The sequence below is a fragment of the Streptomyces olivaceoviridis genome, from assembly GCF_014650115.1.
GTDB classification, from domain to species: Bacteria; Actinomycetota; Actinomycetes; order Streptomycetales; family Streptomycetaceae; genus Streptomyces; species Streptomyces olivaceoviridis.
In genome coordinates this window covers 184,543-205,534 of the sequence record NZ_BMUI01000013.1, presented here as the reverse complement: position 1 = coordinate 205,534, position 20,992 = coordinate 184,543, and the positions used below count along the sequence as shown (strand labels likewise).

23 protein-coding genes are annotated in these 20,992 nt (G+C 73.0%); 16 read left to right on the top strand and 7 right to left on the bottom strand.

From position 1 onward, the window contains the following. Positions 1-186: 186 nt before the first annotated feature. Positions 187-822 (top strand): PadR family transcriptional regulator, encoded by a 636-nt coding sequence (locus tag IE273_RS24730; protein WP_189817364.1) that lies wholly within the window; start codon positions 187-189, stop codon positions 820-822. A 64-nt stretch (positions 823-886) separates the two neighbouring features. On the opposite strand, the gene IE273_RS24725 is transcribed toward IE273_RS24730, so the two are convergent. After that, positions 887-1,315, bottom strand: a complete 429-nt coding sequence (locus IE273_RS24725; protein ID WP_189817363.1) for a type II toxin-antitoxin system Rv0910 family toxin — start codon at positions 1,313-1,315, stop codon at positions 887-889. Between the two features lie 334 nt (positions 1,316-1,649). On the opposite strand from IE273_RS24725, the gene IE273_RS24720 reads away from it, so the two are divergent. The 3 genes from IE273_RS24720 to IE273_RS24710 all read left to right on the top strand — a co-directional run bounded on the left by IE273_RS24720 (position 1,650) and on the right by IE273_RS24710 (position 4,485). Next, positions 1,650-2,249, top strand: coding sequence for a Clp protease N-terminal domain-containing protein (locus IE273_RS24720; protein ID WP_189817397.1), 600 nt, complete (start codon positions 1,650-1,652; stop codon positions 2,247-2,249). A gap of 84 nt (positions 2,250-2,333) precedes the next feature. Continuing rightward, complete coding sequence (locus IE273_RS24715) at positions 2,334-3,338, top strand: EamA family transporter (RefSeq protein WP_189817362.1); 1,005 nt, start codon at positions 2,334-2,336, stop codon at positions 3,336-3,338. A gap of 190 nt (positions 3,339-3,528) precedes the next feature. After that, a complete protein-coding gene (locus IE273_RS24710) occupies positions 3,529-4,485 on the top strand; it encodes a DMT family transporter (RefSeq protein WP_189817361.1) in 957 nt (318 codons plus the stop codon). A gap of 10 nt (positions 4,486-4,495) precedes the next feature. Here the strand turns inward: IE273_RS24710 and IE273_RS24705 are convergent, their stop codons facing one another. Continuing rightward, positions 4,496-5,176, bottom strand: coding sequence for a pyridoxamine 5'-phosphate oxidase family protein (locus IE273_RS24705; protein WP_189817360.1), 681 nt, complete (start codon positions 5,174-5,176; stop codon positions 4,496-4,498). A 50-nt stretch (positions 5,177-5,226) separates the two neighbouring features. On the opposite strand from IE273_RS24705, the gene IE273_RS24700 reads away from it, so the two are divergent. After that, on the top strand, positions 5,227-6,558 hold the full coding sequence (locus tag IE273_RS24700; RefSeq protein ID WP_189817359.1) for an aminotransferase class I/II-fold pyridoxal phosphate-dependent enzyme: 1,332 nt from the start codon (positions 5,227-5,229) through the stop codon (positions 6,556-6,558). Between the two features lie 66 nt (positions 6,559-6,624). On the opposite strand, the gene IE273_RS24695 is transcribed toward IE273_RS24700, so the two are convergent. Beyond that, on the bottom strand, positions 6,625-7,566 hold the full coding sequence (locus tag IE273_RS24695; protein ID WP_189817358.1) for a DMT family transporter: 942 nt from the start codon (positions 7,564-7,566) through the stop codon (positions 6,625-6,627). 74 nt (positions 7,567-7,640) lie between these two features. On the opposite strand from IE273_RS24695, the gene IE273_RS24690 reads away from it, so the two are divergent. Beyond that, positions 7,641-8,543, top strand: a complete 903-nt coding sequence (locus IE273_RS24690; RefSeq protein ID WP_189817357.1) for a LysR family transcriptional regulator — start codon at positions 7,641-7,643, stop codon at positions 8,541-8,543. 15 nt (positions 8,544-8,558) lie between these two features. On the opposite strand, the gene IE273_RS24685 is transcribed toward IE273_RS24690, so the two are convergent. Continuing rightward, positions 8,559-9,029, bottom strand: coding sequence for a pyridoxamine 5'-phosphate oxidase family protein (locus IE273_RS24685; protein WP_189817356.1), 471 nt, complete (start codon positions 9,027-9,029; stop codon positions 8,559-8,561). Between the two features lie 97 nt (positions 9,030-9,126). On the opposite strand from IE273_RS24685, the gene IE273_RS24680 reads away from it, so the two are divergent. Further along, entirely contained in the window at positions 9,127-9,771 is a 645-nt protein-coding gene (locus IE273_RS24680; protein ID WP_189817355.1) for a cysteine hydrolase family protein, read from the top strand. A gap of 6 nt (positions 9,772-9,777) precedes the next feature. Here the strand turns inward: IE273_RS24680 and IE273_RS24675 are convergent, their stop codons facing one another. Together IE273_RS24675 and IE273_RS24670 are read right to left on the bottom strand one after the other, a co-directional pair. Next, positions 9,778-10,248, bottom strand: a complete 471-nt coding sequence (locus IE273_RS24675) for a Rieske (2Fe-2S) protein (RefSeq protein ID WP_189817354.1) — start codon at positions 10,246-10,248, stop codon at positions 9,778-9,780. Positions 10,249-10,431: 183 nt separating this feature from the next. Further along, positions 10,432-10,995 (bottom strand): fasciclin domain-containing protein, encoded by a 564-nt coding sequence (locus tag IE273_RS24670; RefSeq protein WP_229887475.1) that lies wholly within the window; start codon positions 10,993-10,995, stop codon positions 10,432-10,434. Between the two features lie 385 nt (positions 10,996-11,380). Here IE273_RS24670 and IE273_RS24665 point away from each other — a divergent pair, with 385 nt between their 5' ends. The 3 genes from IE273_RS24665 to IE273_RS24655 all read left to right on the top strand — a co-directional run bounded on the left by IE273_RS24665 (position 11,381) and on the right by IE273_RS24655 (position 15,119). Further along, the gene (locus IE273_RS24665; RefSeq protein WP_189817352.1) at positions 11,381-11,944 is read left to right on the top strand and encodes a hypothetical protein; all 564 of its coding nucleotides are present in this window, start codon (positions 11,381-11,383) and stop codon (positions 11,942-11,944) included. 138 nt (positions 11,945-12,082) lie between these two features. Further along, the gene (locus IE273_RS24660; protein WP_229887474.1) at positions 12,083-14,761 is read left to right on the top strand and encodes a helix-turn-helix transcriptional regulator; all 2,679 of its coding nucleotides are present in this window, start codon (positions 12,083-12,085) and stop codon (positions 14,759-14,761) included. Positions 14,762-14,921: 160 nt separating this feature from the next. After that, entirely contained in the window at positions 14,922-15,119 is a 198-nt protein-coding gene (locus tag IE273_RS24655; RefSeq protein ID WP_014671381.1) for a DUF8691 family protein, read from the top strand. A gap of 14 nt (positions 15,120-15,133) precedes the next feature. Here the strand turns inward: IE273_RS24655 and IE273_RS24650 are convergent, their stop codons facing one another. After that, the gene (locus IE273_RS24650; protein ID WP_189817395.1) at positions 15,134-15,631 is read right to left on the bottom strand and encodes a potassium channel family protein; all 498 of its coding nucleotides are present in this window, start codon (positions 15,629-15,631) and stop codon (positions 15,134-15,136) included. A gap of 560 nt (positions 15,632-16,191) precedes the next feature. On the opposite strand from IE273_RS24650, the gene IE273_RS24645 reads away from it, so the two are divergent. From IE273_RS24645 to IE273_RS24620, 6 genes are all read left to right on the top strand, one after another. Then, positions 16,192-17,538, top strand: a complete 1,347-nt coding sequence (locus IE273_RS24645; protein WP_189817351.1) for a hypothetical protein — start codon at positions 16,192-16,194, stop codon at positions 17,536-17,538. Positions 17,539-17,639: 101 nt separating this feature from the next. Beyond that, positions 17,640-18,107 carry an SHOCT domain-containing protein gene (locus IE273_RS24640; RefSeq protein ID WP_189817350.1) on the top strand — a complete coding sequence of 156 codons (468 nt, stop codon included), beginning with the start codon at positions 17,640-17,642 and terminating at the stop codon, positions 18,105-18,107. Between the two features lie 33 nt (positions 18,108-18,140). Then, entirely contained in the window at positions 18,141-18,566 is a 426-nt protein-coding gene (locus tag IE273_RS24635; protein WP_189817349.1) for a DUF7144 family membrane protein, read from the top strand. 66 nt (positions 18,567-18,632) lie between these two features. Beyond that, a complete protein-coding gene (locus IE273_RS24630; protein WP_189817348.1) occupies positions 18,633-19,586 on the top strand; it encodes a CorA family divalent cation transporter in 954 nt (317 codons plus the stop codon). A gap of 113 nt (positions 19,587-19,699) precedes the next feature. Continuing rightward, complete coding sequence (locus IE273_RS24625) at positions 19,700-20,488, top strand: HipA family kinase (RefSeq protein WP_189817347.1); 789 nt, start codon at positions 19,700-19,702, stop codon at positions 20,486-20,488. Continuing rightward, a complete protein-coding gene (locus IE273_RS24620; RefSeq protein ID WP_229887472.1) occupies positions 20,485-20,934 on the top strand; it encodes a DUF3037 domain-containing protein in 450 nt (149 codons plus the stop codon). The genes IE273_RS24625 and IE273_RS24620 overlap by 4 nt, the downstream gene beginning before the upstream one ends. Positions 20,935-20,992 lie beyond the last annotated feature (58 nt).

Sequence of the window (20,992 nt, the reverse complement as noted above, 5' to 3'; positions counted from 1 at the left end):
CCCCGACGCTAGCGACTGCGACGGCCCTCGGACCAAGGCCAATTCAGGGCTGCCGGACTGGTTCCCGGCCGGGCCGACCGCTCGGGAAGGGGATTGTCAGGCGATCGGTTCCGATATATCGTTGAGGTATCGCGAACGATATGCGATGCAGACGCGACAGATCAACGATGGAATGGAGTGATCGCGATGCGCACCCACGGTTTCGAGCGTGGACATCGGCACGAGGGCCCCGGCCGACGGGGTATGGGTGGTTTCGGTGGGTTCGACGGGCGGCGGGCCGCCTTCGGGCCCTTCGGTCCGGGCGGTCCGGGCTTCGGTCCCGGCGGACCCGGGTTCGGACCGGGCCCCTGGGGGCCGCGCGGACGGGGCGGTCCGCGAGGGCGGGCACGGCGCGGTGACGTACGCGCCTCGATCCTGGCCCTGCTCAAGGACCGGCCCATGCACGGCTACGAGATGATCCAGGAGATCGCCGAACGCAGCGGCGGCGCCTGGAAGCCCAGCCCCGGTTCGGTCTACCCGACCCTCCAGCTGCTGGAGGACGAGGGCCTGATCGCCAGCGAGAGCGAGGGCGGCAAGAAGCTGTTCGCCCTGACCGAGAGCGGACGCGCCGCCGCCGACGAGGGACCGGACGCCCCCTGGGAGGAGGCCTCGCGCGGGGTCGACTGGGAGGCCCTCACCGAGATCCGCCAGGCAGGCTTCGGGCTGATGGAGGCCTTCGGCCAGGTGTGGAAGACCGGAAGCAAGGAGCAGCGCGAGAAGGCGCTCGCCGTCATCAACGACGCCCGCAAGAAGCTGTACCTCATCCTCGCCGACGAGGACTGAGCCCCCTGGACGAGGGCCGTGGCGCCCCGCGCTGTCCGCGCGGGGCGCCTTCGCCTGTCCCGGCTCAGGCCACCAGTCCGTCCAGCTTGCGCAGCGACTCGTTCAGGGCGGCCGTCGCCGAGTCCCTGAGCTTGCCCGCCATCAACGACACCGCGGCCCCGGTGAACTCCCCGTCGATCCGGAGCGTCGTGGCGTCCCCGTCCGGGGTCAGCGTGTAGCGGGTGGCGACGGTCACCGCCATCGGGCCCTTGCCGCGGATGGCGAACACCCGGGCCGGTTCCAGCTCCTCGATGGTCCAGTCGACCTCCGCCGGAAAGCCCATCAGCTTCATGTTCTCCTGGAACGTGCCGCCCACGGCCAGGGTCTCCGGGCCGCCCCGCGGGAAGCTGGTGTGGGTCGCGTTCCACGCCCCGTACGACGGCCAGTCGGTGAGCTGGGCCCACACCTTCTCGGCCGGCGCCTGGATGCGTGCCTCGGCGCTGACTTCGGCCATGCGGCCACCCCTTCGGATCGGGCGTATCGGGCTACGGTGTCGCGGAACGTAGCCGTGGTGGCGCGAACATTCAATACTGATGAACTGTCAGAACCGTTGCGAGGGCGTGCCGTCCGTGCGCGGGATCGGTCTGATCTCCTCCGTAAGGATGAGATCCGGCTCGGCGATGTCCACTCCGCGTGGGACGCGCAAATGGTTCCCCTCGTGGATGTCCCGTCCCGTTGCGGCTGATGAGGTAGGGGATGTGCAACCCCGTACAGCCCACCGGACCGCCGAAGACGGAGCGGTTCCGTACCCGGACGGCGCTGCCGGGCTCGGTGCCGAGCTCGCGGCGGTGGTCTCCGCTGCCCGCCGCAGGGCCGTCCGGGACAGGGACCGGCACACCGACACCGCCCATCTGCTGCACGCCCTGCTGGAGCACGATCCCGAGGCCCGCGCCGCCGTCGGGGGCCCGCAACGGCTCGCCCGGGTCCTCGGCTACCTGGTGCAGCGCAGCATCGGCTACGGACTGCGCTGGCAGAGCCGGGTGGAGGACTCCGGCGCCATGCCCCTCGTCCCCGCACCGGCCGGCCCCGTCGACGCCGCGCGTCTCGCCGGCCCCGTCGACGCCGCGCGTCTCGCCGGGTCCGCCGACGCCGCGCGTCTCGCCGGGCCTGCCGGCCCCGTGGGTCCGGCCGGTCCCGGCGGTCCGGGCAAGGACGCCGAGGGCTGGTCGCCCGCCGCGTCCGCCGCGCTCGCGGACGCCCGCGCGCGTGCCCGGCGGCGGGGCGCGCCCCGCGTCGGCGGCACGGACCTGCTCGCGGCGCTCGCCGCGGACCCGCGGTCCCGGGCGGTCGAGGTCCTCGAACGCGCCGGCGTCCCCGCCCGCGAACTGGCCGCGCGGATCGACGCGGGCGCGGACGTGTACGCCGACGACGACGGGGCGGCCCGCTGACCCCCTGGTCCCCCCTCCGGCCGCCGTCCATCAGCTGAGACAGGTGTCACCAGGGGTGACGCTCCTGTCGTCGCCTGTCATCATGTGCCGGTGCGTACGTCTGTGAGCAGTCAGGACAGCCCCGGCAAGGGAGCCGGGCTCGGTCTCGCGCTCGGCTCGGCGCTGGCCTTCGGCGGGTCCGGAGTGGCCGCCAAGCCGTTGATCGAGGCGGGGCTCGACCCTCTCCACGTGGTGTGGCTGCGGGTGGCGGGCGCCGCCCTGGTCATGCTGCCGGTCGCGATCCGGCACCGGGCGCTGCCGCGCCGCCGGCCCGCACTGCTCGCCGGGTTCGGACTGCTCGCCGTCGCCGGTGTCCAGGCCTGTTACTTCGCCGCGCTCTCCCGCATACCGGTCGGCGTGGCCCTGCTCGTCGAGTACCTCGCCCCCGCCCTGGTGCTCGGCTGGGTGCGGTTCGTGCAGCGGCGTCCCGTCAGCCGTGCCGCCGCGCTCGGCGTCGTCCTCGCCGCAGGCGGTCTCGCCTGCGTGGTCGAGGTCTGGTCCGGCCTGAGCTTCGACGCGCTGGGCCTGGTGCTGGCGCTCGGCGCCGCCTGCTGCCAGGTCGGCTACTTCGTGCTGTCCGACCAGGGCAGCGACGCGGGTGAGGAGGCGCCGGACCCGCTCGGTGTCATCGCCTACGGGCTGCTCGTCGGCGCCGCCGTGCTGACCGCGGTGGCCCGCCCCTGGAGCATCGACTGGCCGGTGCTGGCCGGCTCCGCCCGCCTGAACGGCACCGCCGTACCGGCCGTCGCCCTGCTCGCGTGGATCGTGCTGGTCGCCACGGTGATCGCGTACGTCACCGGGGTGCTGTCCGTGCGCCGGCTGTCGCCGCAGGTCGCCGGGGTCGTCGCCTGTCTGGAGGCGGTCATCGCCACCGTGCTGGCCTGGGTACTGCTCGGCGAGCACCTGTCCGCGCCGCAGGTCGCCGGGGGCGCGGTCGTCCTGGTCGGCGCGTTCATCGCGCAGTCCGCCACCCCGGCCGAGGGCTCCTCCACGCCGGTCGCCTCGGGTGGCGCGGAAAGGGAGTTGTCCGCGCGGGGTACGGCCGCCTAGGCTCCGGATCATGTCGCACCGCGCGCTCGTCCTCTCGCCCCCGGCCGCCTGAGGCGGGCCTCCGGGTCCCGCCCGGTGCGTGCGCGCCGGGCCGGACGGTGCCGCCCGCAGATGAAGTCCACGCGCCCCGCCCGGGCGGGACGCTCCCGAACTTCCGCACGTCCACGTGCGCTTCTGCGGAGAGATTCCCTTGTCGACCTTCTCGCACCCCACTTCAGACCTGCCCGTCGGGCGTGGCCTGCTCTACCTGATCGCCACCGGTGCCGCCTGGGGCACCGCGGGCGCCGCCGCCTCGCTGGTCTACCGCACCAGCGACATGGGCGCCTTCGCCCTCTCCTTCTGGCGCTGCGCGCTGGGGCTTGCCCTCCTGTCGGCCGGCCGGGTGCTGCGGCCGGCCGGCCGCCGTCCGGCCCCGGCCCGGCCCCTGCGCCGCACGCTCACGAGGGCGCCGGCCACCGGGCTCGGCCTGGCCGTCTTCCAGACCGCGTACTTCGCGGCCGTGGCGTCGACCGGGCTGGCCGTGGCCACCGTCGTGACCCTCGGCGCGGGCCCTGTGCTCATCGCGCTCGGCGCCCGGCTGCTGCTCGGGGAACGGCTCGGCGCCGGTGGTGCCGCGGCGGTCGCCGGCGCGCTCGCCGGACTGGCCGTGCTCACCTTGGGCGGCTCGGCGGCGACCGTACGGCCGGCCGGGGTGCTGCTGGCCCTGGTCTCGGCGGCCGGCTACGGCGTGATGACCCTGCTCACCCGCTGGTGGGGGAGGGACGGCGGCACCGACGCCGCTGGCACCACGGTGGGCGCCTTCGCCGTGACCAGCCTGTGCCTGCTGCCGTTCGCGGCGGGGGAAGGGCTGCTCCCGCACACCGCCCACCCGGCCCGGCTGCTGTGGCTGCTGCTGTACATCGCCGCCGTACCCACGGCCCTCGCGTACGCGTTCTACTTCGCCGGTGCCGCCGTCGTCCGGTCCGCGACCGTCTCCGTGATCATGCTGCTGGAGCCGGTGACCGCGGCCGTGCTCGCCGTCGTTCTGCTCGGCGAGCGGCTCACGGTGACCACGGCGGCCGGCACCCTGCTGATGCTCGGCGCGGTCGCGGGCCTGGCGGTGGGCGAGGCCCGCGGGGCCGGCCGGCGGGAACCCGCCCCGGTGTGACCCTCGGCCGCTACCGCTCCGCCAGGTAGTCCGGCAGCTCGACGCCGGGCGCCAGGTCGGCGTTGCGGACCGGTGTGTCGTAGCCCTTGCGGAGCGGGACGACCCCGGCCCAGTGCGGCAGGTCCATGTCCTCGGGCTCGTCGTCGGCGTCGCCGGTGCGGACCTTGGCCGAGACCTCCTCCAGGTCCAGGCGGATGACCGCGGTGGCGGCCAGCTCCTTCTTGTTCCCGGGCCGGGAGTCGGCGGCCCGGCCCGGGACGACGTGGTCGACCAGCGCGTCCAGGGCCAGCCGCCGCTCCTCGGGGTCGGTGACCTCGTACGCGGTGCCGTGCACCACGACCGAGCGGTAGTTGATCGTGTGGTGGAAGGCGGAGCGGGCCAGCACGAGCCCGTCGACGTGGGTGACCGTCAGGCACACCGGCAGACCCGGGTCGGCCTGGCCGGTCATCCGCAGCGGCCGGGAGCCGGTCGAGCCGTGCACGTAGAGCCGCTCGCCGACCCGGCCGTACAGCGTCGGCAGCACCACCGGGGCGCCGTCCCGGACGAAGCCGAGGTGGCAGACGTACCCCTCGTCCAGGATCGCGTGGACGAGCTCCTTGTCGTAGGACGCCCGCTCGGCGGAGCGCGTGGGCACGGTCCGGTCGGTCGGCGTGTAGGCGGCGGCCCGTGTGTCCTCGGTCGTGCCCTGCATGGCGTCCCCTCCAGTGGCGGCGAGTTTTGTACTAGTGCATAATGCTCTTTGTGCTAGGAGAATATCGGATCGCCGGGCGCGGCGCAGCCGAGATCGCGGCCGGCGTCGAGCAGGCGGTCGGCACCGGCGAGCTGCGACCGGGCGAGGCCCTGCCCCCCATGCGGGAGCTGGCGGCCCGGCTCGGAGTGAACGCGAACACGGTCGCCGCCGCCTACCGCATCCTGCGCGAACGCGGCGTGATCGAGACGGCCGGCCGCCGGGGCAGCCGTATCCGCCCCAAGCCGGCCACCACCGGCCGCGAGCAGCTGTGCGTGGAGGTGCCCCCCGGAGGCCGGGACCTGTCCACGGGCAATCCCGACCCGGCCCTGCTGCCCCTCCTGGCCCCGGCCCTCGCCGCGGCGGCGGAGCAGGGCGACCGCGTGCCCGTCCGCTACGGCGACGACCCCGTGGACGCCGACCTCGCCCGCCTCGCCCGCGCCGAACTCGACGCCGACGGCGTCCCGGCGGGCCCGCTGACCGTGACCTCCGGCTCCCTCGACGCCGTCGAACGCGTGCTCGCCGCGCACCTCAGGCCCGGCGACACGGTCGCCGTCGAGGACCCCGGCTGGGGCAGCCTCCTCGACCTCGTCCCCGCCCTGGGTCTGCACACCGCCCCGGTCGGCGTGGACGACGACGGACCGCGCGCCGACGACCTGCGCCGCGCCCTGGAGTCCGGGGCCCGCGCCCTGATCGTCACCGACCGGGCCCAGAACCCGACCGGCGCCTCGGTCACCGCCACGCGCGCGCGTGCCCTGCGCGCGGTGCTGCGGGACCACCCGGGGACCCTGCTCGTCGAGGACGACCACGGCCACGGCATCGTCGACCTGCCGCTGCACCCCCTCGCGGGCGTCACCCACCACTGGGCCTTCGTCCGCTCCGCCGCCAAGGCCTACGGCCCCGACCTGCGCCTCGCCGTCCTCACCGGGGACCCCGTCACCGTCGACCGGGTCCGCGGCCGTCAGCGCCTGGGCCCCGGCTGGGTGAGCCTCCTGCTGCAACGGGCCGTGGCCCACCTGTGGACCCAGGGCGCGGTCGACCGGGCGGCGGTGGCGGAGGCGTACCGGGCCCGCAGGACCGGCCTGGTCGACGCGCTGGCGGAGCGGGGGGTCGTCGCGCACGGCCGCAGCGGCATGAACGTCTGGGTCCCGGTCCCCGACGAGACGGGCGCCATCGCCCGCCTGCTCCACAGAGGCTGGGCGGTCGCCCCGGGCGCCCGCTTCCGCCTGGCCTCCCCGCAGGCGGTCCGCATCACGATCTCACCGCTCACGCGGGAGGACATCACCCCGCTGGCCGACGCGGTGGCGGCGGCGGTGCGCCCGTCCCCGGCCCGCGCCTACGGCTGACGGTGCCGGGTTACGGGGCGCGGTGAGCCACCATGGACCCGCACCCCGCACCCCGCACCCCGCCCCTCACGCGCCCTTGCCCCGCACCTGCGTGAGCGCGGCCCCCGCCAGCACGATCACCGCCCCGACCGGCGTGGTCCACCGCAGGGTCTCCCCGAGGATCGCCACCCCCGCGGCCGTGGCGATGACGGGGATGAAGTACGTGACCATCTGGGCGGTGGTGGGCCCGACCTCGGCGACCAGCCCGTACTGGATCAGCACCGCCAGTCCGGTCCCCAGCGCGCCCAGGGCGGCGACGGCCAGCAGCGGAACGACGGCGAAGTGCTCCGGGACGCTGGTGAACAACGGCGTCACGACGGCCAGCTGCACGGTCGCCAGCAGCAACTGGCCCCCGGTCATCGACAGATGGGAGTTCCCCGTGCCGGCCAGGGTCCGCCGCACGTAGATCCAGCCGACCGGGTAGCTCAGCGAGGCCAGCAGCGCCATCGCCGTACCCGTGGCGTCCAGCCCGTGGAAGCCCTGCCAGGCGCCGAGCACGGTGAGGACGCCCAGGAAACCCAGGCCGAGCCCGGCGACGCGCACCCGGGTCGGCCGGTCCTCGGACAGGGCGACCAGGGACAGGGCCATGCCCCACAGGGGGGACGTGGCGTTGCAGATGCCGGCCAGGGTGGACGGGATCGTCAGCTCGGAGTAGGCGAACAAGGAGAACGGCAGGGCGTTCAGCAGGAACGCGGCGACCGCCATGTGCCCCCACAGCCGGGCCCCGCGCGGCAGCCGCTCCCGCTTCACCGCCATCGCCGCCACCAGTACCGCCGTACCGAACACCAGCCGCCCGAGGGTGACCTGGAAGGGCGCGTACCCCTCGGTCCCCACCTTGATCAACAGGAAGCTGAAGCCCCAGATCAGGGACAGGACGCCGAAGCGGAGCCGCCAGGAGAGGCGGGCGCGCGGCCGGACGGGGGCGGGGGACTGGGACCGGGTTCGGGTCGATGCGGTGACCGTGCTCATGGGCTCCACGATGCGGGAGACTACCGCGTAGCACAATCGAGATTTCTCACCTGGTACCTCTTAGAATCGCTTACATGTTGAACCTGGAGCGCCTGCGCACCCTCGACGCCCTGGCCCGGCACGGCTCGGTCAGCGCCGCCGCCGACGCGCTGCACGTCACCACGTCCGCGGTCTCGCAGCAGCTCGGCAAGCTGGAGCGGGAGGTCGGCCAGCAGCTCCTCGCCAAGAACGGCCGGGGCGTACGGCTCACGGACGCCGGCCGGCTGCTGTCGGAGCACGCGGCGCGCATCCTGTCCCAGGTCGAGCTGGCCCAGTCCGACCTGGAGGCACAGCGCGGCCAGGTCGTCGGCGAACTGAGGCTGTCGGCGTTCCCGACCGCCGCCCGCGGCCTGTTCCCCGCCGCGCTCGGCGCCCTGCGCACCGAGCACCCGGGACTGCGCGTGCGCTCCAGCGAGCTGGAGCCGGAAGCGGGCATCGCCGGGGTCGTGCGCGGCGATCTCGACCTCGCGGTGGTCCTGGACTGGTACAACAAGCCGATGCCCGTGCCCGACGGCCTGGTCAAGGCGCCCCTGCTGGACGATCCGGCCGAGGTGGCCATGCCCGCGACGCACCGGCTCGCGGACCGGGACGAGGTGGACCTCACCGAGTTCGCCGAGGACGAGTGGATCACCTGGGGCGAGGGCGAGTTCTGCCACGAATGGCTGATGTTCACCCTGCGGTCCAAGGGCGTCGAGCCGATCGTCGGCCACCGCGCGGGGGAGACCCACACCCAGCTCGGGCTCGTCGCGGCCGGGCTGGGCGTGTGCATCGCGCCGCTGCTGGGCCGGCACCCGGTGCCCGAGGGGGTGGTCCTGGTGCCCCTCAGACAGCGCGTGCGCCGCCATGTGTACGTGGTCTGGCGGGCGGACGCCGACCGCAGGCCCTCGATCCGCGCGGCCGTCGAGGCGCTGCGGACGGCGGCCCGGAAGCTGGGCTGAGACCCGCGCCGCGGGCTACGCCCCGCCCAGCTTCCGGAAGTCCCACGACACGATCTTGTCCGGGGTCAGCCGGGCCCAGGCGTGCCGGCCGTCGTGCGGCATCTCGTCCAGACCGAAGTTCTTGCGCGCGAACAGCGTCTCGGCCGTGTCCAGTTCGGCGCACAGCTCGCCCCGGCGGGGCACCTCGCCGACGAACTCCACCCGGCCGGACAGCTCGACCCCGCGCAACTGGTCGTACTCCTCGCCGCAGTCCACCACGACGGCCACCCGGGGGTCCTGGCGCAGCTGCGCCCAGCGCCGGCTGCGCACCACCGAGTACAACCACAGCGACGTGCCGTCCCAGGCGAACCACAGCGCGCTGACGTGCGGTGCGCCGTCGGCCGAGACGGTAGCGACCCGGCAAGTGCGCTGGGCGGTGAGGAACTCGTCCAGTTCGCCGGGCGTCATCATGATCTTCCGGCCCCGGCGCTGCTGTGTGACGGTCATGCGGCCCCCTCTTCTCCCACGTCGTGTCAGAAAACTATGGTGATCCTCTGACATCACGTCAGAAAAGAGAAGCCGTCGTCTTCAAGGGGGCGCTGCCATGCCGTCGTACGAGCGACTCGACGACCTCCTCGATCCCGCGAGCACCGTGCTGCTCACCGTGGAGTGCCAGCAGGGGGTCGTCGGCCCGGACAGCGCCCTGCCCGAACTCGCCCGCGCCGCACGCTCTTCCGGTGCCCTGCACAACGTGGCCCGGCTGGTCGCCGCCGCCCACGACACCGGTGTGCAGGTGATCCACGCGGTCGCCGAGCGCCGCCCCGACGGCCGGGGAGCGAACCGCAACGCGCGCCTGTTCCGGGCCGCCGAACGGCTTCCCGTGCAGCAGCTGACCGGCAGCACGGCGGTCCGTGTCGCGCCGCCGGTCGAGGTCGCCGAGCAGGACTTCGTCGTACGGCGGCTGCACGGGCTGTCGCCGATCCACGGCACCGAGGTCGACGCCCTGCTGCGCAACCTCGGCTGCCGCACGCTGATCGTCAGCGGGGTCTCGGCCAACGTGGCCGTACCCAACGCGGTGTTCGACGCCGTCAACCTCGGCTACACCGCCGTCGTCCCGGCCGACGCCATCGCGGGGGTGCCCGCCGACTACACCCCCGCGCTGATCCGCAACACCCTCGCGCTGGTCGCCACGATCGCGACCACCGACGAACTGCTCGGCTGCTTCGGGCGGGCGCGCGGACGGCGCTGAACCCGCTCAGGCCAGCGTGATCTCGTCGCCGGAGACGGCGATCTTCGCCGCGGGCAGCGGCTGCGTCGCGGGCCCCTTCTGCACACTGCCGTCCGTCACGGAGAACTCGCTGTTGTGGCACGGGCACACGATCACGCCGTTCGCCACGCTGCCCACCGCGCAGCCCTGGTGGGTGCACTTGGACGAGAACGCCTTGTAGGTGCCCGCCGACGGCTGGGTGACCACGACGCCCTGGTCCTTGAAGATCTTGCCGCCACCCTCGGGGATGTCGGCGGTCCTGGCCAGCGCGGTGCCGCCGGCGGAGCCGGCGCCGTCCTGCGCGGACCCGCCGGATCCCGAGCCGGTGTCGACGGTGCCGGACGAGTCGTCGCCGGAACCGCAGGCGGTCAGCGCGGCGGCGAGCCCCGCCGCTCCGGCCGCCGCCATGACGGTACGGCGGGCCGGTCCCGCTGCGGGGTGGAGGGATGGGCTGGTCATCTGAGCGTGTCCTTTCGCGGAGCTTCTCATGGTCCGTCAAGGGGTACGGCCAGGAGGTGGCGGCCGTTCAGACGGGCGCCCGGATCCTTCCCGTCCGGTCAGGAACCGAAAGCTGCGCGAAGAGGCTCCCGCTCCCGGGCGGGCCCTCAGGGGGCGCACCGAGCCGGGAGCGGGAGCCTCGGGTCAGGACGGGGGCTGGAGAACCGCGTCGATGACGTAGATGGTGGCGTTCGCGGCCTTGATGTTGCCGCAGACGATGTTCGCCTTGCCGTTGACCTTGAAGTGGCTGCCCGAGCCCGACGTCGTCAGCTTGCTGCCCTCCACCGTGGTGAAGGAGCCCTTGGCGAGCTGGTCCGGGGCGATGCGCTGGTCCACGACGTGGTAGGTCAGCACCTTCTTCAGCTGCCCCTCGTTCTTCAGGAGCGAGGCGAGCTGCGAGGCGGTCACCTTCTTGAACGCCTGGTCGTTGGGGGCGAAGACGGTGACGTCGGGTTTCCCGTCGAGGGTACCGCCCAGCTTGGCGCGGACCGTGGCCGCCACCAGCTGGCTGAGCTCCGGGTAGGCGGCTGCCGCCTCCACGACCTTGTCCCTGGCCGTGTCGGCCTTCTGCGAGAGCGACGAGCAGCCGGGACCGAACGTCCCCGACGGGCTGGGAGACGCGTCCTGTGCGTGGCTCTGTGACGTCAGACCTCCGAGTGCCAGCGGAACGGCGACCAGAGCCGCCCAGGTGGCCCTTGCTGTACGCATGCGGGTGAACCTCATCGCAACCTTCCTCCCGTGGAGGTGTGAGCACTGCGACGGAGTGGACAGCGGAAGTTCTCGTTTCCGCTGGGCGGGGCGGGGCGACTGCTGCGCCAGGCCATGGGCCGTTCCACCCGGCCACTCAGCGAGCGTAACCAGGGGGTGCGGATGACCGCATCTCGAAGCCCGGCCCCTGGGAGAACCCGGTCGCCGGTCCGTTCGCGGGAACACGTCACCGCGGCCGTGGACCCTGCCGGACGAACCGTGGTCTCCCGCCGGGTCGTCGGGACCCTCGCCACTCGACCGACCGCGTGCCCGTCTGCGGGCACAACGGGTGACGCGTTCGGCGTGGACCGTCGTACCCGCCGCCGCGAGCCGTTCACTGACAGGTGTGATCAGGCTTGGTACGGCGCTCGTGGGCCTCGGCGGAGCCCTCGGCGGAGGCTTCCTCGGAGCGACAGCCCACTACGTGGTCAGAACGCTGGGACAGCGCCGCAGGGACGAGCGATCGGGACTTCAGGCCCAGCGGCAGGCCGTTCACCAGCAGTTCGGACAGGTGTGCGCGGCGAGGGACTGGGTGGCTGGGCTGCCGCGGTCGACCAGCGCGCCGGACTCACCTGAGCACCGGCACCGGACCAGGGCCGAAGCGGTCAGGCTCAGGGACGAGTGCCGCACCGTCTGGGACAGCGCCCAAGTGGACATCGACAGTGGCGAGGTCCGCTCGGCCATGGCCGGCCTCGAAAGGGAGGTCGCGACCGTCCTGGGCCAGGTGGCGAAGGGGAACTTCGCCCCGGACATGAACCGGCTCGAGCAGCGTCTCGACGAGCTGACGGCCGCCGCGAAGCACCGGCTGACGACCCGTCTCGGCGCACGGCCCTCCGAACTGACACGCCTTCGCAGGGGTGGTGAGGCCGACGGTCACCACGAGCCCCGGCGATCCGGAAGGGTAAGCTGACATCACGGGGCGCCGTCCTCACTGTCCACCGGCGCTCGTCACAGCCGGCGTCGGGGAGACATCCGGTCCTTGCTGTGCCCAGGGCAGTTCTGCCCTTCCTGCGTCGTCCACAGGGCGACGATCGAGGTGGTGAGGAGCATGGCCGTACCGGGCGGGAACGGACGGGCGCCGGCCACATCACATGCCGATCCCCGCGGGGACCCGTTCCTGCGCACGCAGTTCGCCGTACCGGCGCGTCCCGTGACGTTCCTGCGGCGCGACCGGCTGGCCGGGCACCTCGACGAGGCCCTGCTGACCCCGTTGACGGTGGTCCACGGAGCCGCGGGAGCGGGCAAGACCCTGCTGGCCGCCGACTGGGCCTCGACCCGGGACGAGCCCGTCGCCTGGCTCACCGCCCAGGTGGCGGCCAAGGGAGGCGGCACCTTCTGGGCGTACCTCCTGGAGGCCCTGCGCCTCGCCGGCGTGACGACGTCCGCCGACGCCGGCCTCCCCGCCGAAGCGGGCCGCGCGGACGACAGGCTGCTCACGCGGCTCGCCGCCGAACTGAGCACCCGGAACACCCCGGTGATCCTGGTCGTCGACGAATACGACAGGGTGACCGACCCGGAGATCGCGGACCAGCTTGAATTCGTCCTCCGTCAGGCGGGCCACGGCATGCGCCTGGTTCTCGTCACACGCACCGAGCCCCTCCTGCCGCTGCACCGCTACCGGGCGGCCGGCACCATCACGGAGATCAGGAACGCCGAGCTGGCCTTCACCCCGGGCGAAGCGGCCGCTCTCCTGGCGCTGCACGGCCTGCGTCTTACGGCCGACGACGCGGGCGCGCTGGTGGAGCGCACCCGTGGCTGGGCAGCCGGACTGCGCCTGTGCGCCCTGGCGGCACAGGGAGAGCCGGATCCGCGGACGTTCCTCAAGGAGTTCGAGGCCGACCGCACCACGATCGCCGACTTCCTGCTGGCCGAGGTGCTCAAGCGGCAGACAGCCGGGACGCAGGACCTGCTGCTGCGGGTCAGCGTCCTCGAACGCTTCTGCCCCGATCTCGCCAACGCCCTCACCGGGCGCACCGACGCCGAACGGGTCCTGACCGCTCTGCACGGCCAGAATGCCTTCGTCGAGTACCTCGGGCACGCCTGGTTCCGTCTCCATCCGCTGTTCGGGGAGATCCTCCGCGCCCACCTCCGGGTGCGCTCCCCGGAGCTGGAAGCCGAGCTCCACCGCCGCGCGGCACGCTGGCTGCGGCGCTCGGGGTCCCTCGGCGAAGCGCTCGGCCACGCAGCCGCGGCGGACGACTGGGAGACCGCCGCCCGCGCCGTCATCGGCGACCTCGCCCTGGGGGAGGTCTTCAGCGGCCTGCACTGCGACGAGCTGTCCCGGCTGTTCTCCCGCATGGGGCCCGAGCCCGTCAGTGCGGCCACGGACCTCGTCCGCGCCGCCTGCGCGCTGTCCCGCTGTGAGGTCGCGCGCGGCTCTTCCCGGCTGCGACGGGCGGCACAGGCCCTGGCGGCACAGGCCGGATCGGCGGACGGCGATCCGGCCGACCTGGCCGCGACCCGGCTGAGCTGCGCCTTCCTGGAGACTCTGGTAGCGCGCCTGACGGGTGCGCCGGGACGAGCCGAGAGGGCGGCACAGTTCGCGGAACAGGTGCGGCGCGACGTTCCGGACGCGCTTCTTGAGGCGCACCCCGAGCTGATCGCACTCCTGCTCACCCACCTCGGCTCGGCGCGACTGTGGGCGGGCCGGGTCCGGGCTGCCCGAGCGGCCCTGACCACGGTGGTCGACTCCAGCGGGACGGGGGCGACGGAGCAGGCACGTCGGGAGTGTCTGGGCCACCTGGCCCTGATCGACTATCTGAAGGGCTGGCCGGGCAGAGCCGAGCGCAAGGCGTTGGCCACGGTCACCGCGGCGGACCAAGGCGGCCCGCCCCCGGTGTCCGGGCCGGGGCTGGCCTCGCTGGTCCTGGCCGCGGTGGCCGTCGAACGCGACGAGCTCGACCGGGCGCAGGCGCTCCTCGACGTCGCGGTGGACGCGCGGCACCCGCCGCCGGACCCGGTGACGCAAGCGGGGCGGGCCATCGTCACCGGGCGGATCCTGCTGGCCCGCGGCGACACGCAGGCAGCGCTCGAAGCGGCGGACCGGGCCGTCGTGGCCGATGTGGCGTCCCCCTGGGCCGAAGCGCACACGGCGTCCGTGGCCGCCGCCGCTCACCTCGCCGAGAGCCGGCCGGAGATGGCCGTCAAGCTGCTGGAAGACGTGCCCGGCGACGAGCCGGTGTGCCTGGTGGGGGCCGCGCAGGCGGAACTGGCCGCGGGCAGACCCGAGGCCGCGGCCGAACTGCTCGACAGAATGCGGCCACAGGGCGACCTCGGTCCCGCCATCACCGTACGGGCCGCGCTGGTCAGGGCCCAACTGGCAGGCGAGGACGGTGACTACGCCGCCCAGTGCGGGCTCGTCTCGCGGGCGCTCCGGGAAGCCCGCCGCGAGCGGCTGCGACGCCCCTTCGCGGAGGCCGGGCCGTGGCTGCGCGCCCTGCCCTTGGGAGCACTGGCCGAGGGCCGGCTCCCCTGCGGGCCCACGAGGCGCGGCTCTCCGGCGCGCACGGGGGAGCAACCGGCGCCGCCGGTGGTCGAGGAACTGAGCGGACGGGAACGCGACGTCCTGCGCCGGCTGGCCCAGATGATGTCCACGGAGGAGATCGCCGCCGACCTGTACGTCTCGGTGAACACGGTGAAGACCCATCTCAAGAGCGCCTACCGGAAGCTGGGCGTGAACCGGCGTCACGACGCGGTGTGCCGCGCGCGCGAACTGGGGCTCCTGTGACGGCAGGCCTCGCGAGCGGTCGGGGCGGACGCACGCGGTCGGGCGCCCTCGTGACAGGCGGTCTCACCTCCCACGGGCGATGCGGTGCGAGGGACGGAGCCGGAGGATCGCACGGACAGGGGCCGGCGGTCCCCTCGGGGAGACGTGGGGAGAGCAGCTCATGCGCTACGAGATTCGCGTCGACGGACGGATGACCGAGACGCTGGTCAAGGCGTTCCCCGAGCTGGACCACGTCCTGATGGCCGGCCAGACCATCCTGTTCGGAGCGGTCGTCGACGAGGCACACCTGTACGGGCTGCTGGCCCGCTGCCAGTCCCTGGGGCTGAGGGTGCTGGAGATGCGCCAGATGCCGTCCTGACCCGGCCGGCGGCCTCACTCCGGCGTGCCCCGCCCCTGGCGCCGAAGACCGGCGCGGACGGCGGCCCCGAGCACCCGTACGGCAAGCCCCACGATCAGCAGAGTGCATGTCATCTGGCACATCACCAGCACCCTTCCCGTCTCGGAGAGCGCGACGATGTCACCGAAGCCGACGGTGGTGAACGTGGTGAGTGCGAAGTACAACGCGTCGGTCCTGCTCAGGTGCTCGTTGAAGGACCCGGGCACCGCGCGTTCGAGCAGGTAGTAGCCGCTCGCGAAGAGAACCAGGTACAGCGCCACGGTGGCCGTCACGGCCTCGACGGCCTTCAGCCGCGGCCAGGGTGAGCGCCTGATGAGCCACACCTCCCAGCCGAAGAACAGGCCGGCCGCCAGCAGACCACCGACGAGGGTCAGCGCGGCGAGGTCCTCGTGGTACCGGTCCAGCGGCAACAGGTAGTACGCGGTGACGAGACCGGCCGCGACACCGGCCGAGCGGGTGACCGAGACGGCCATCGCCCAGGCACCCGGCTGGAGGGACCGTGCCGTCCCGTCCGGCGGGTCCGGCCGCTCGCCCGCAGCCACTGGATCGGTCATCTCGTGCCTCTTCGTCCGCTCCGCCACGGGCCGGCCGCCGGCCCTCCGCACCACCTCATCGTCGCGGTCCTCCGCACGGATCACCCGCCGTGGGTGACCCCCCGGCGGCCGGTCGGCGGCACTCTGGCCCGGTGAGGTGCCCGCACACGGCCCCGTCGGCCCTGCGGAGGAAATCCGCCGATCGCGTGAGGAGGAGCCATGACCTGCTCCCGCGGTCACGAGCCGTACGCCCGACCGCGGCGGCTCGCCGGCGGGGCCCGTCCCTCGGGACCGCCGGCCCGGGTCACCGGCGTGGTCGGGCCCGCGAAGGCCACGCGCCCCTTCGCCCGGCGAGCCGCACGGCCCGGACCGGGCTTCCCGGGCCGGTGCGACCTGGGCACGGACGCCGTGCACCCGGACGTCCGCGAGCTCTCGGTGGGGGAACCCTCCGCGGGCCGGGCCCCCGACGCCACCGACGACACTCCCTCCGAAGGAGGACCATGGATTCCGGCACCGCCTCCGGACCCGCCGGTCCGGATTCGCCCGTACCGGCCGGTCATGCCCTGACCGCCGACGAACACGCGGAGTACCTGCGGCTCCAGCGCGCCGCGCGGGTACGCCACCGGCGTCTGCGTCGCCTGGGCGCATCGGTCCTGCTGGTGCTGACGCTCGTGCTCGCCCCGCTGGCCGTCGTCGCGGTCTGGGTCCACGACACGGTCGCCGACACCGACCGGTACGTGCAGACCGTGGCGCCGCTCGCCTCGGAGCCGGCCGTCCAGAACGCCCTCGTGGACCGGTTGACCGACCGCGTGGTGAGCCAGGTCGACGTCCAGGCCGTGACGTCCTCGCTCAGCAAGGTCCTGGCGGACAACGGGGCGCCGCGCCGTGTGGTCGACGCGGCCGGGGAGCTGACCGGCCCGCTGCGCTCCGCCCTGCGGTCGGTCGTGCACCGGGTCGTCCACCGCGTGGTGACCAGCGATGTCTTCGAGCAGGCATGGGTGGCGGGCAACCGGCGGGCGCAGTCCTCGGTGGTCGGCATGCTCACCGGAGAAGGGCAGGGAGCGCTCCGGGCGAAGGGTGACACCGTCCAGCTGGACATCGGTGTGGTGATCGACCAGGTGCAGAAGCGCCTGGTGGACGCCGGATTCAAGCACGCCTCCGCGATCCCGCAGATCGACCGTTCGGTCACCCTGTTCCACACGGAGAAGCTGCGCAAGGCCCAGAACGCGATGCGGCTGCTCGACATCCTCGGCGTCTGGGTCCCCGTCCTGGCCCTCGTCGCGGCCGTCGCGGCCGTGTGGACCGCTCCGGGACACCGGCTGATGCTGATGGTCACCGCCCTCGGCGTCGGCGCCATGATGGTCGTGCTGCTCGTGGCACTGGTCGTCGTACGGCGTGTCTATCTCGACTCGGTCCCGCCGGCCACGTTGCCCCCCGACGCGGCGGCGGCGATCTTCGACACCTTTGTCCGCTTCCTGCGGGACAGTGTCCGCACACTGATCGTCGTCTCGTTGATCACGGCACTGGCGGCCTGGCTGTACGGGCCCAGTCGCGCGGCCCGGGCCGTGCGGTCCGCGGCGCAGAAGGGCACCACGGCGGCGGGACGGGGGCTGAGCGGCGTCGGGGTGCGCACCGGCCACTTCGGACAGTGGCTGGCCGTTCACCGGTCCTGGACCACCGGTGTGATCATCGGGGCCGGCGCCCTGTCCCTCGTGCTGTGGAACCACCCCACGGTGGGCGCGGTGGTGCTCGTCCTGGTCCTGGTCGTGGTCGTGCTCGCCGTCATGGCGGTCCTGTCCGCGGCGACGGGACCGATGTCCGACCGGGTGGACCGATCGGTCCCATGACGGACGTTCACCCGTACCGGGTGAGGTGGCCGCGGTCCGCTCCGCGCACGCTGAGCGTACGGAACGGCTACCGGGCGCGGACCCGGGACGGAGGGTGAGACATGAGCACGCACATCCGCCTCGCCTATGACTATCCGGCGCTGAGCGTCTTCTGGTCCATGCTGGTGTTCTTCCTGTGGATCATGTGGTTCATCCTGCTCTTCCGGGTCGTCACCGACATCTTCCGTGACGACGACCTGGGTGGCTGGGGCAAGGCGGGGTGGCTGGTGTTCGTCGTCGTCCTGCCCTTCCTGGGCGTCTTCGTCTACCTGATCGCCCGCGGCAGGAACATGGGCCGCCGGGAGGTGCAGCAGGCCCGTGCGCAGCAGCAGGCCGTCGACGACTACATCCGCCGCACCGCCCGGGCGGACGCCCCCCTGAGCAGTGCCGACGAGCTCGCGAAACTGTCCGCGATGCGCACGCACGGAGACATCACCGACGACGAGTTCCGGCGCGCGAAGGAACTGGTCCTCGCCGGCAGCGGGCCGTCCGGACGTCCGGGCGGAACCCCCTCCGCCTCAACGCGCTGAACACGGCGCACAGCACAGAAACGAGGTCGCACCATGCCCGCCGCACACACCGCTTCCACACAGACCGCCAAACAGCAATGGGCCACCGGCCTCACGGCCTTCGCCGCCGTCATGCTCGTACTCGCCGGGTTGCTGGACATCTTCCGCGGCATCATGGCGATCGCACACGACGACGTCTTCCTCGCGACACGCAGCTATGTCTTCCGGTTCGACCTCACGGGCTGGGGCTGGATCCATCTGATCCTCGGCGCCGTCGCGCTGCTGGTGGGCTTCGGTCTCTTCGGGGGCGCCCTGTGGGCGCGCGTCGGCGGAGTGGTCATCGCCTCGCTGGTCATCATCGCCAACTTCCTCTCCCTGCCGTACTACCCGGTCTGGTCGATCGTTCTGATGGCCTTCTCCGGATTCGTCATCTGGGCCCTGTGCGTGGGGCGGCAAGGCGCCTCCGGCATGTTCGACTGAGGGCCACGCACGCCGGGCGCGGGCGAGGACCGCGGTGAGGGCGCGATGATCGTAAGGATGGTGTCGATGCCGGAGGGGACCATCACGCGCCTCTCCTTGGCGGAGGCGCGTGAGCGGCTCGCCCACGACTCCTTCCTGCTGCTCGCCGTCGAGCTGCCCGTGGAGGAGGGCCCGGCGGGCGAGCCACTGGCCCACCGGCTCGGACTGGACGCCCGGGAACTGGCCTGGTTCGGCAGGGAGGGAGAGTCCGCGCGGGCCGAATATCTGGGTGACATCGCCACGTTCGTCGTTCCGGTGGTCCATGGCGACCGGGTCGCCCATCTCCACATGCTGGCCGGTGAACGCCACCTGGTCCTCTCCCATTGGGGCCGGGCCGTCCTGGCGGCGGACTGGACCACGTCCCTGCGGCGGGAGAAGCCGCACGATGCCGTGGCCGCGCTGTTCCTGGTGCTCCAGGAGGCGCTGACGACGTTCCGCCGTGCCGCGGTGGGCGCCCGGCTCCAGGTGGAGGAGCTGGAGGACGACATGTTCGCGAAGCGGCGCCCCGAGCAGATCTACCGTCTGTCCCACCTGCGCCGCCGGGCCGCCCTCCTGCACCACTCGCTGCTGCCGTACTTGCAGGTGGTCGAGGAGATGATCACCCGCAGGATGATGAGCGGCGACTTCCCGGTGGAGCGTCAGCGGCTCGCTCAGGAGTTCCAGCGCGCGGCCCGGCTCGTCCTCGCGGACATCGAGTCCTTGCAGGAGGCCACCCGCCGGGCTTTCGCCAGCTACGGGTCCCTGGTCGCGGGCGAGCAGAACGGTGTGATCAACCGGTTGGCCATCGTGTCGGTGATCTTCCTGCCGTTGTCGTTCCTGACGGGCTTCTTCGGCATGAACTTCGCCTTCATGACGGACGAGTTGGAGAGCAGGGTGGTCTTCTGGCTGCTGGCCATAGGGCTCCAGGCGGGCGTCCTGTTCGTCTCCCTCTACGTACTGCACCGCACCCGCGCCTGGCGAAGACTGCGGGACCAAGCCTGACGCTCTTCACCGACGATCACCCTCGGTTACTATGCTCACTTCATGCCGGAGGCCGGAAGCACAGGGGCGAACGGCCCTTGACGCAAGGCTGAAGAGACGGGCTGCCTGGGAAAATGCTGAAAGAGGTCACCGCGACCCGCTATATCACGCCCCTGCGTGAGGGAGGCTCGCTGCCGGGGCTCGTCGAGGCCGACGACTTCGGGACGTACGTCATGAAGTTCACCGGCGCCGGACAGGGCCGCAAGACGCTGGTCGCCGAGGTGGTGTGCGGCGAACTCGCCCGGCGCCTCGGATTCCGCATGCCCCGCCTGGTCACCGTCCGCCTGGACCCGGTCCTCGGGCTCGGCGAGCCGGAGCAGCAGGTGCAGGACCTGCTCCGGGGCAGCGGCGGCACCAATCTCGGCATGGACTTCCTGTCCGGCGCCCTCGGCTACGACCCGCTCGCCTTCCCGGTGAGCCCCGAGGAGGCCGGCCGGATCGTCTGGTTCGACGCGCTGATCAACAACGTCGACCGCTCCTGGCGCAACCCCAACCTGCTCGTGCACCAGGGCGAGCTGTGGCTCATCGACCACGGCGCCACCATGATCTGGCACCACAACTGGCCCGGCGCCGAGGACTCGGCGGCCCGTCCCTACGACGCCTCGGACCACGCCCTCGCCGGTTTCGCCCCGGACGTCACGGCCGCCGCGGCCGAGCTGGCACCCCGGGTCACCGAGGACCTGCTCGCCGAGGTCACCGCCGAGATCCCGGACGTCTGGCTCGCCGACGAGCCAGGCTTCGACACACCGGACGACCTGCGCCGGGCCTACGCGCGGCCGTTGCTCGCGCGGGCGGCCGGCATCGCCGAGCGGATCACCGGCATCGGCACCGTCAGCGGCTCCGTAACGGGGGAGGGCAAGTGAGCGAGCGTCACATCCACATGGCCGGCCATGTGACCGAGCGGCACATCACCCGGGCGGGCCAGGGCGGCGACCGGGTCGTGTTCGAGTACGCGCTGCTGCGGGTCGTGCCCCGGGTGGAACGCGGGGAGTGCATCAACGCGGGCGTGGTCGTGTACTGCCGCGCCCGGGACTACGTCGGTGCCCGCACCCATCTGGACGAGGCCCGGCTGCGCGCGCTGGACCCGGCCGCCGACGTCGCCGGGGTGCGGGCCGCGCTGCGTGCGATCGAGCGGCACTGCGCGGGCGGTGACCAGGCCGGGCAGGCGGCGGGCGACGACGCGGGGCGCCGCTACCGCTGGGTGATCGCGCCCCGTTCCACCGTGGTCCAGCCCGGACCGGTGCACACCGGCCTGACGGCCGACCCGGCGGCCGAGACGGAGCGGTTGCTGGACCTCTTGGTGAGGTAATGGATCACACCGGCCGGATGTGCCGTTGACACCGGGTGCCAGGGCTTCTAGCGTCACG

What these genes read in the sequence shown, in the direction of transcription:
- IE273_RS24650 (WP_189817395.1), bottom strand. Translation starts at nt 15,631, where the DNA reads ATGGCCGTCTCGGTCACCCGCTCGGCCGGTGTCGCGGCCGGTCTCGTC.
- IE273_RS24725 (WP_189817363.1), bottom strand. Translation starts at nt 1,315, where the DNA reads ATGGCCGAAGTCAGCGCCGAGGCACGCATCCAGGCGCCGGCCGAGAAG.
- IE273_RS24655 (WP_014671381.1), top strand. Translation starts at nt 14,922, where the DNA reads ATGCGCTACGAGATTCGCGTCGACGGACGGATGACCGAGACGCTGGTC.
- IE273_RS24630 (WP_189817348.1), top strand. Translation starts at nt 18,633, where the DNA reads ATGCCGGAGGGGACCATCACGCGCCTCTCCTTGGCGGAGGCGCGTGAG.
- IE273_RS24625 (WP_189817347.1), top strand. Translation starts at nt 19,700, where the DNA reads ATGCTGAAAGAGGTCACCGCGACCCGCTATATCACGCCCCTGCGTGAG.
- IE273_RS24680 (WP_189817355.1), top strand. Translation starts at nt 9,127, where the DNA reads ATGCCGTCGTACGAGCGACTCGACGACCTCCTCGATCCCGCGAGCACC.
- IE273_RS24645 (WP_189817351.1), top strand. Translation starts at nt 16,192, where the DNA reads ATGGATTCCGGCACCGCCTCCGGACCCGCCGGTCCGGATTCGCCCGTA.
- IE273_RS24685 (WP_189817356.1), bottom strand. Translation starts at nt 9,029, where the DNA reads ATGACCGTCACACAGCAGCGCCGGGGCCGGAAGATCATGATGACGCCC.
- IE273_RS24635 (WP_189817349.1), top strand. Translation starts at nt 18,141, where the DNA reads ATGCCCGCCGCACACACCGCTTCCACACAGACCGCCAAACAGCAATGG.
- IE273_RS24675 (WP_189817354.1), bottom strand. Translation starts at nt 10,248, where the DNA reads ATGACCAGCCCATCCCTCCACCCCGCAGCGGGACCGGCCCGCCGTACC.
- IE273_RS24695 (WP_189817358.1), bottom strand. Translation starts at nt 7,566, where the DNA reads ATGAGCACGGTCACCGCATCGACCCGAACCCGGTCCCAGTCCCCCGCC.
- IE273_RS24705 (WP_189817360.1), bottom strand. Translation starts at nt 5,176, where the DNA reads ATGCAGGGCACGACCGAGGACACACGGGCCGCCGCCTACACGCCGACC.
- IE273_RS24690 (WP_189817357.1), top strand. Translation starts at nt 7,641, where the DNA reads ATGTTGAACCTGGAGCGCCTGCGCACCCTCGACGCCCTGGCCCGGCAC.
- IE273_RS24660 (WP_229887474.1), top strand. Translation starts at nt 12,083, where the DNA reads ATGGCCGTACCGGGCGGGAACGGACGGGCGCCGGCCACATCACATGCC.
- IE273_RS24730 (WP_189817364.1), top strand. Translation starts at nt 187, where the DNA reads ATGCGCACCCACGGTTTCGAGCGTGGACATCGGCACGAGGGCCCCGGC.
- IE273_RS24670 (WP_229887475.1), bottom strand. Translation starts at nt 10,995, where the DNA reads ATGCGTACAGCAAGGGCCACCTGGGCGGCTCTGGTCGCCGTTCCGCTG.
- IE273_RS24640 (WP_189817350.1), top strand. Translation starts at nt 17,640, where the DNA reads ATGAGCACGCACATCCGCCTCGCCTATGACTATCCGGCGCTGAGCGTC.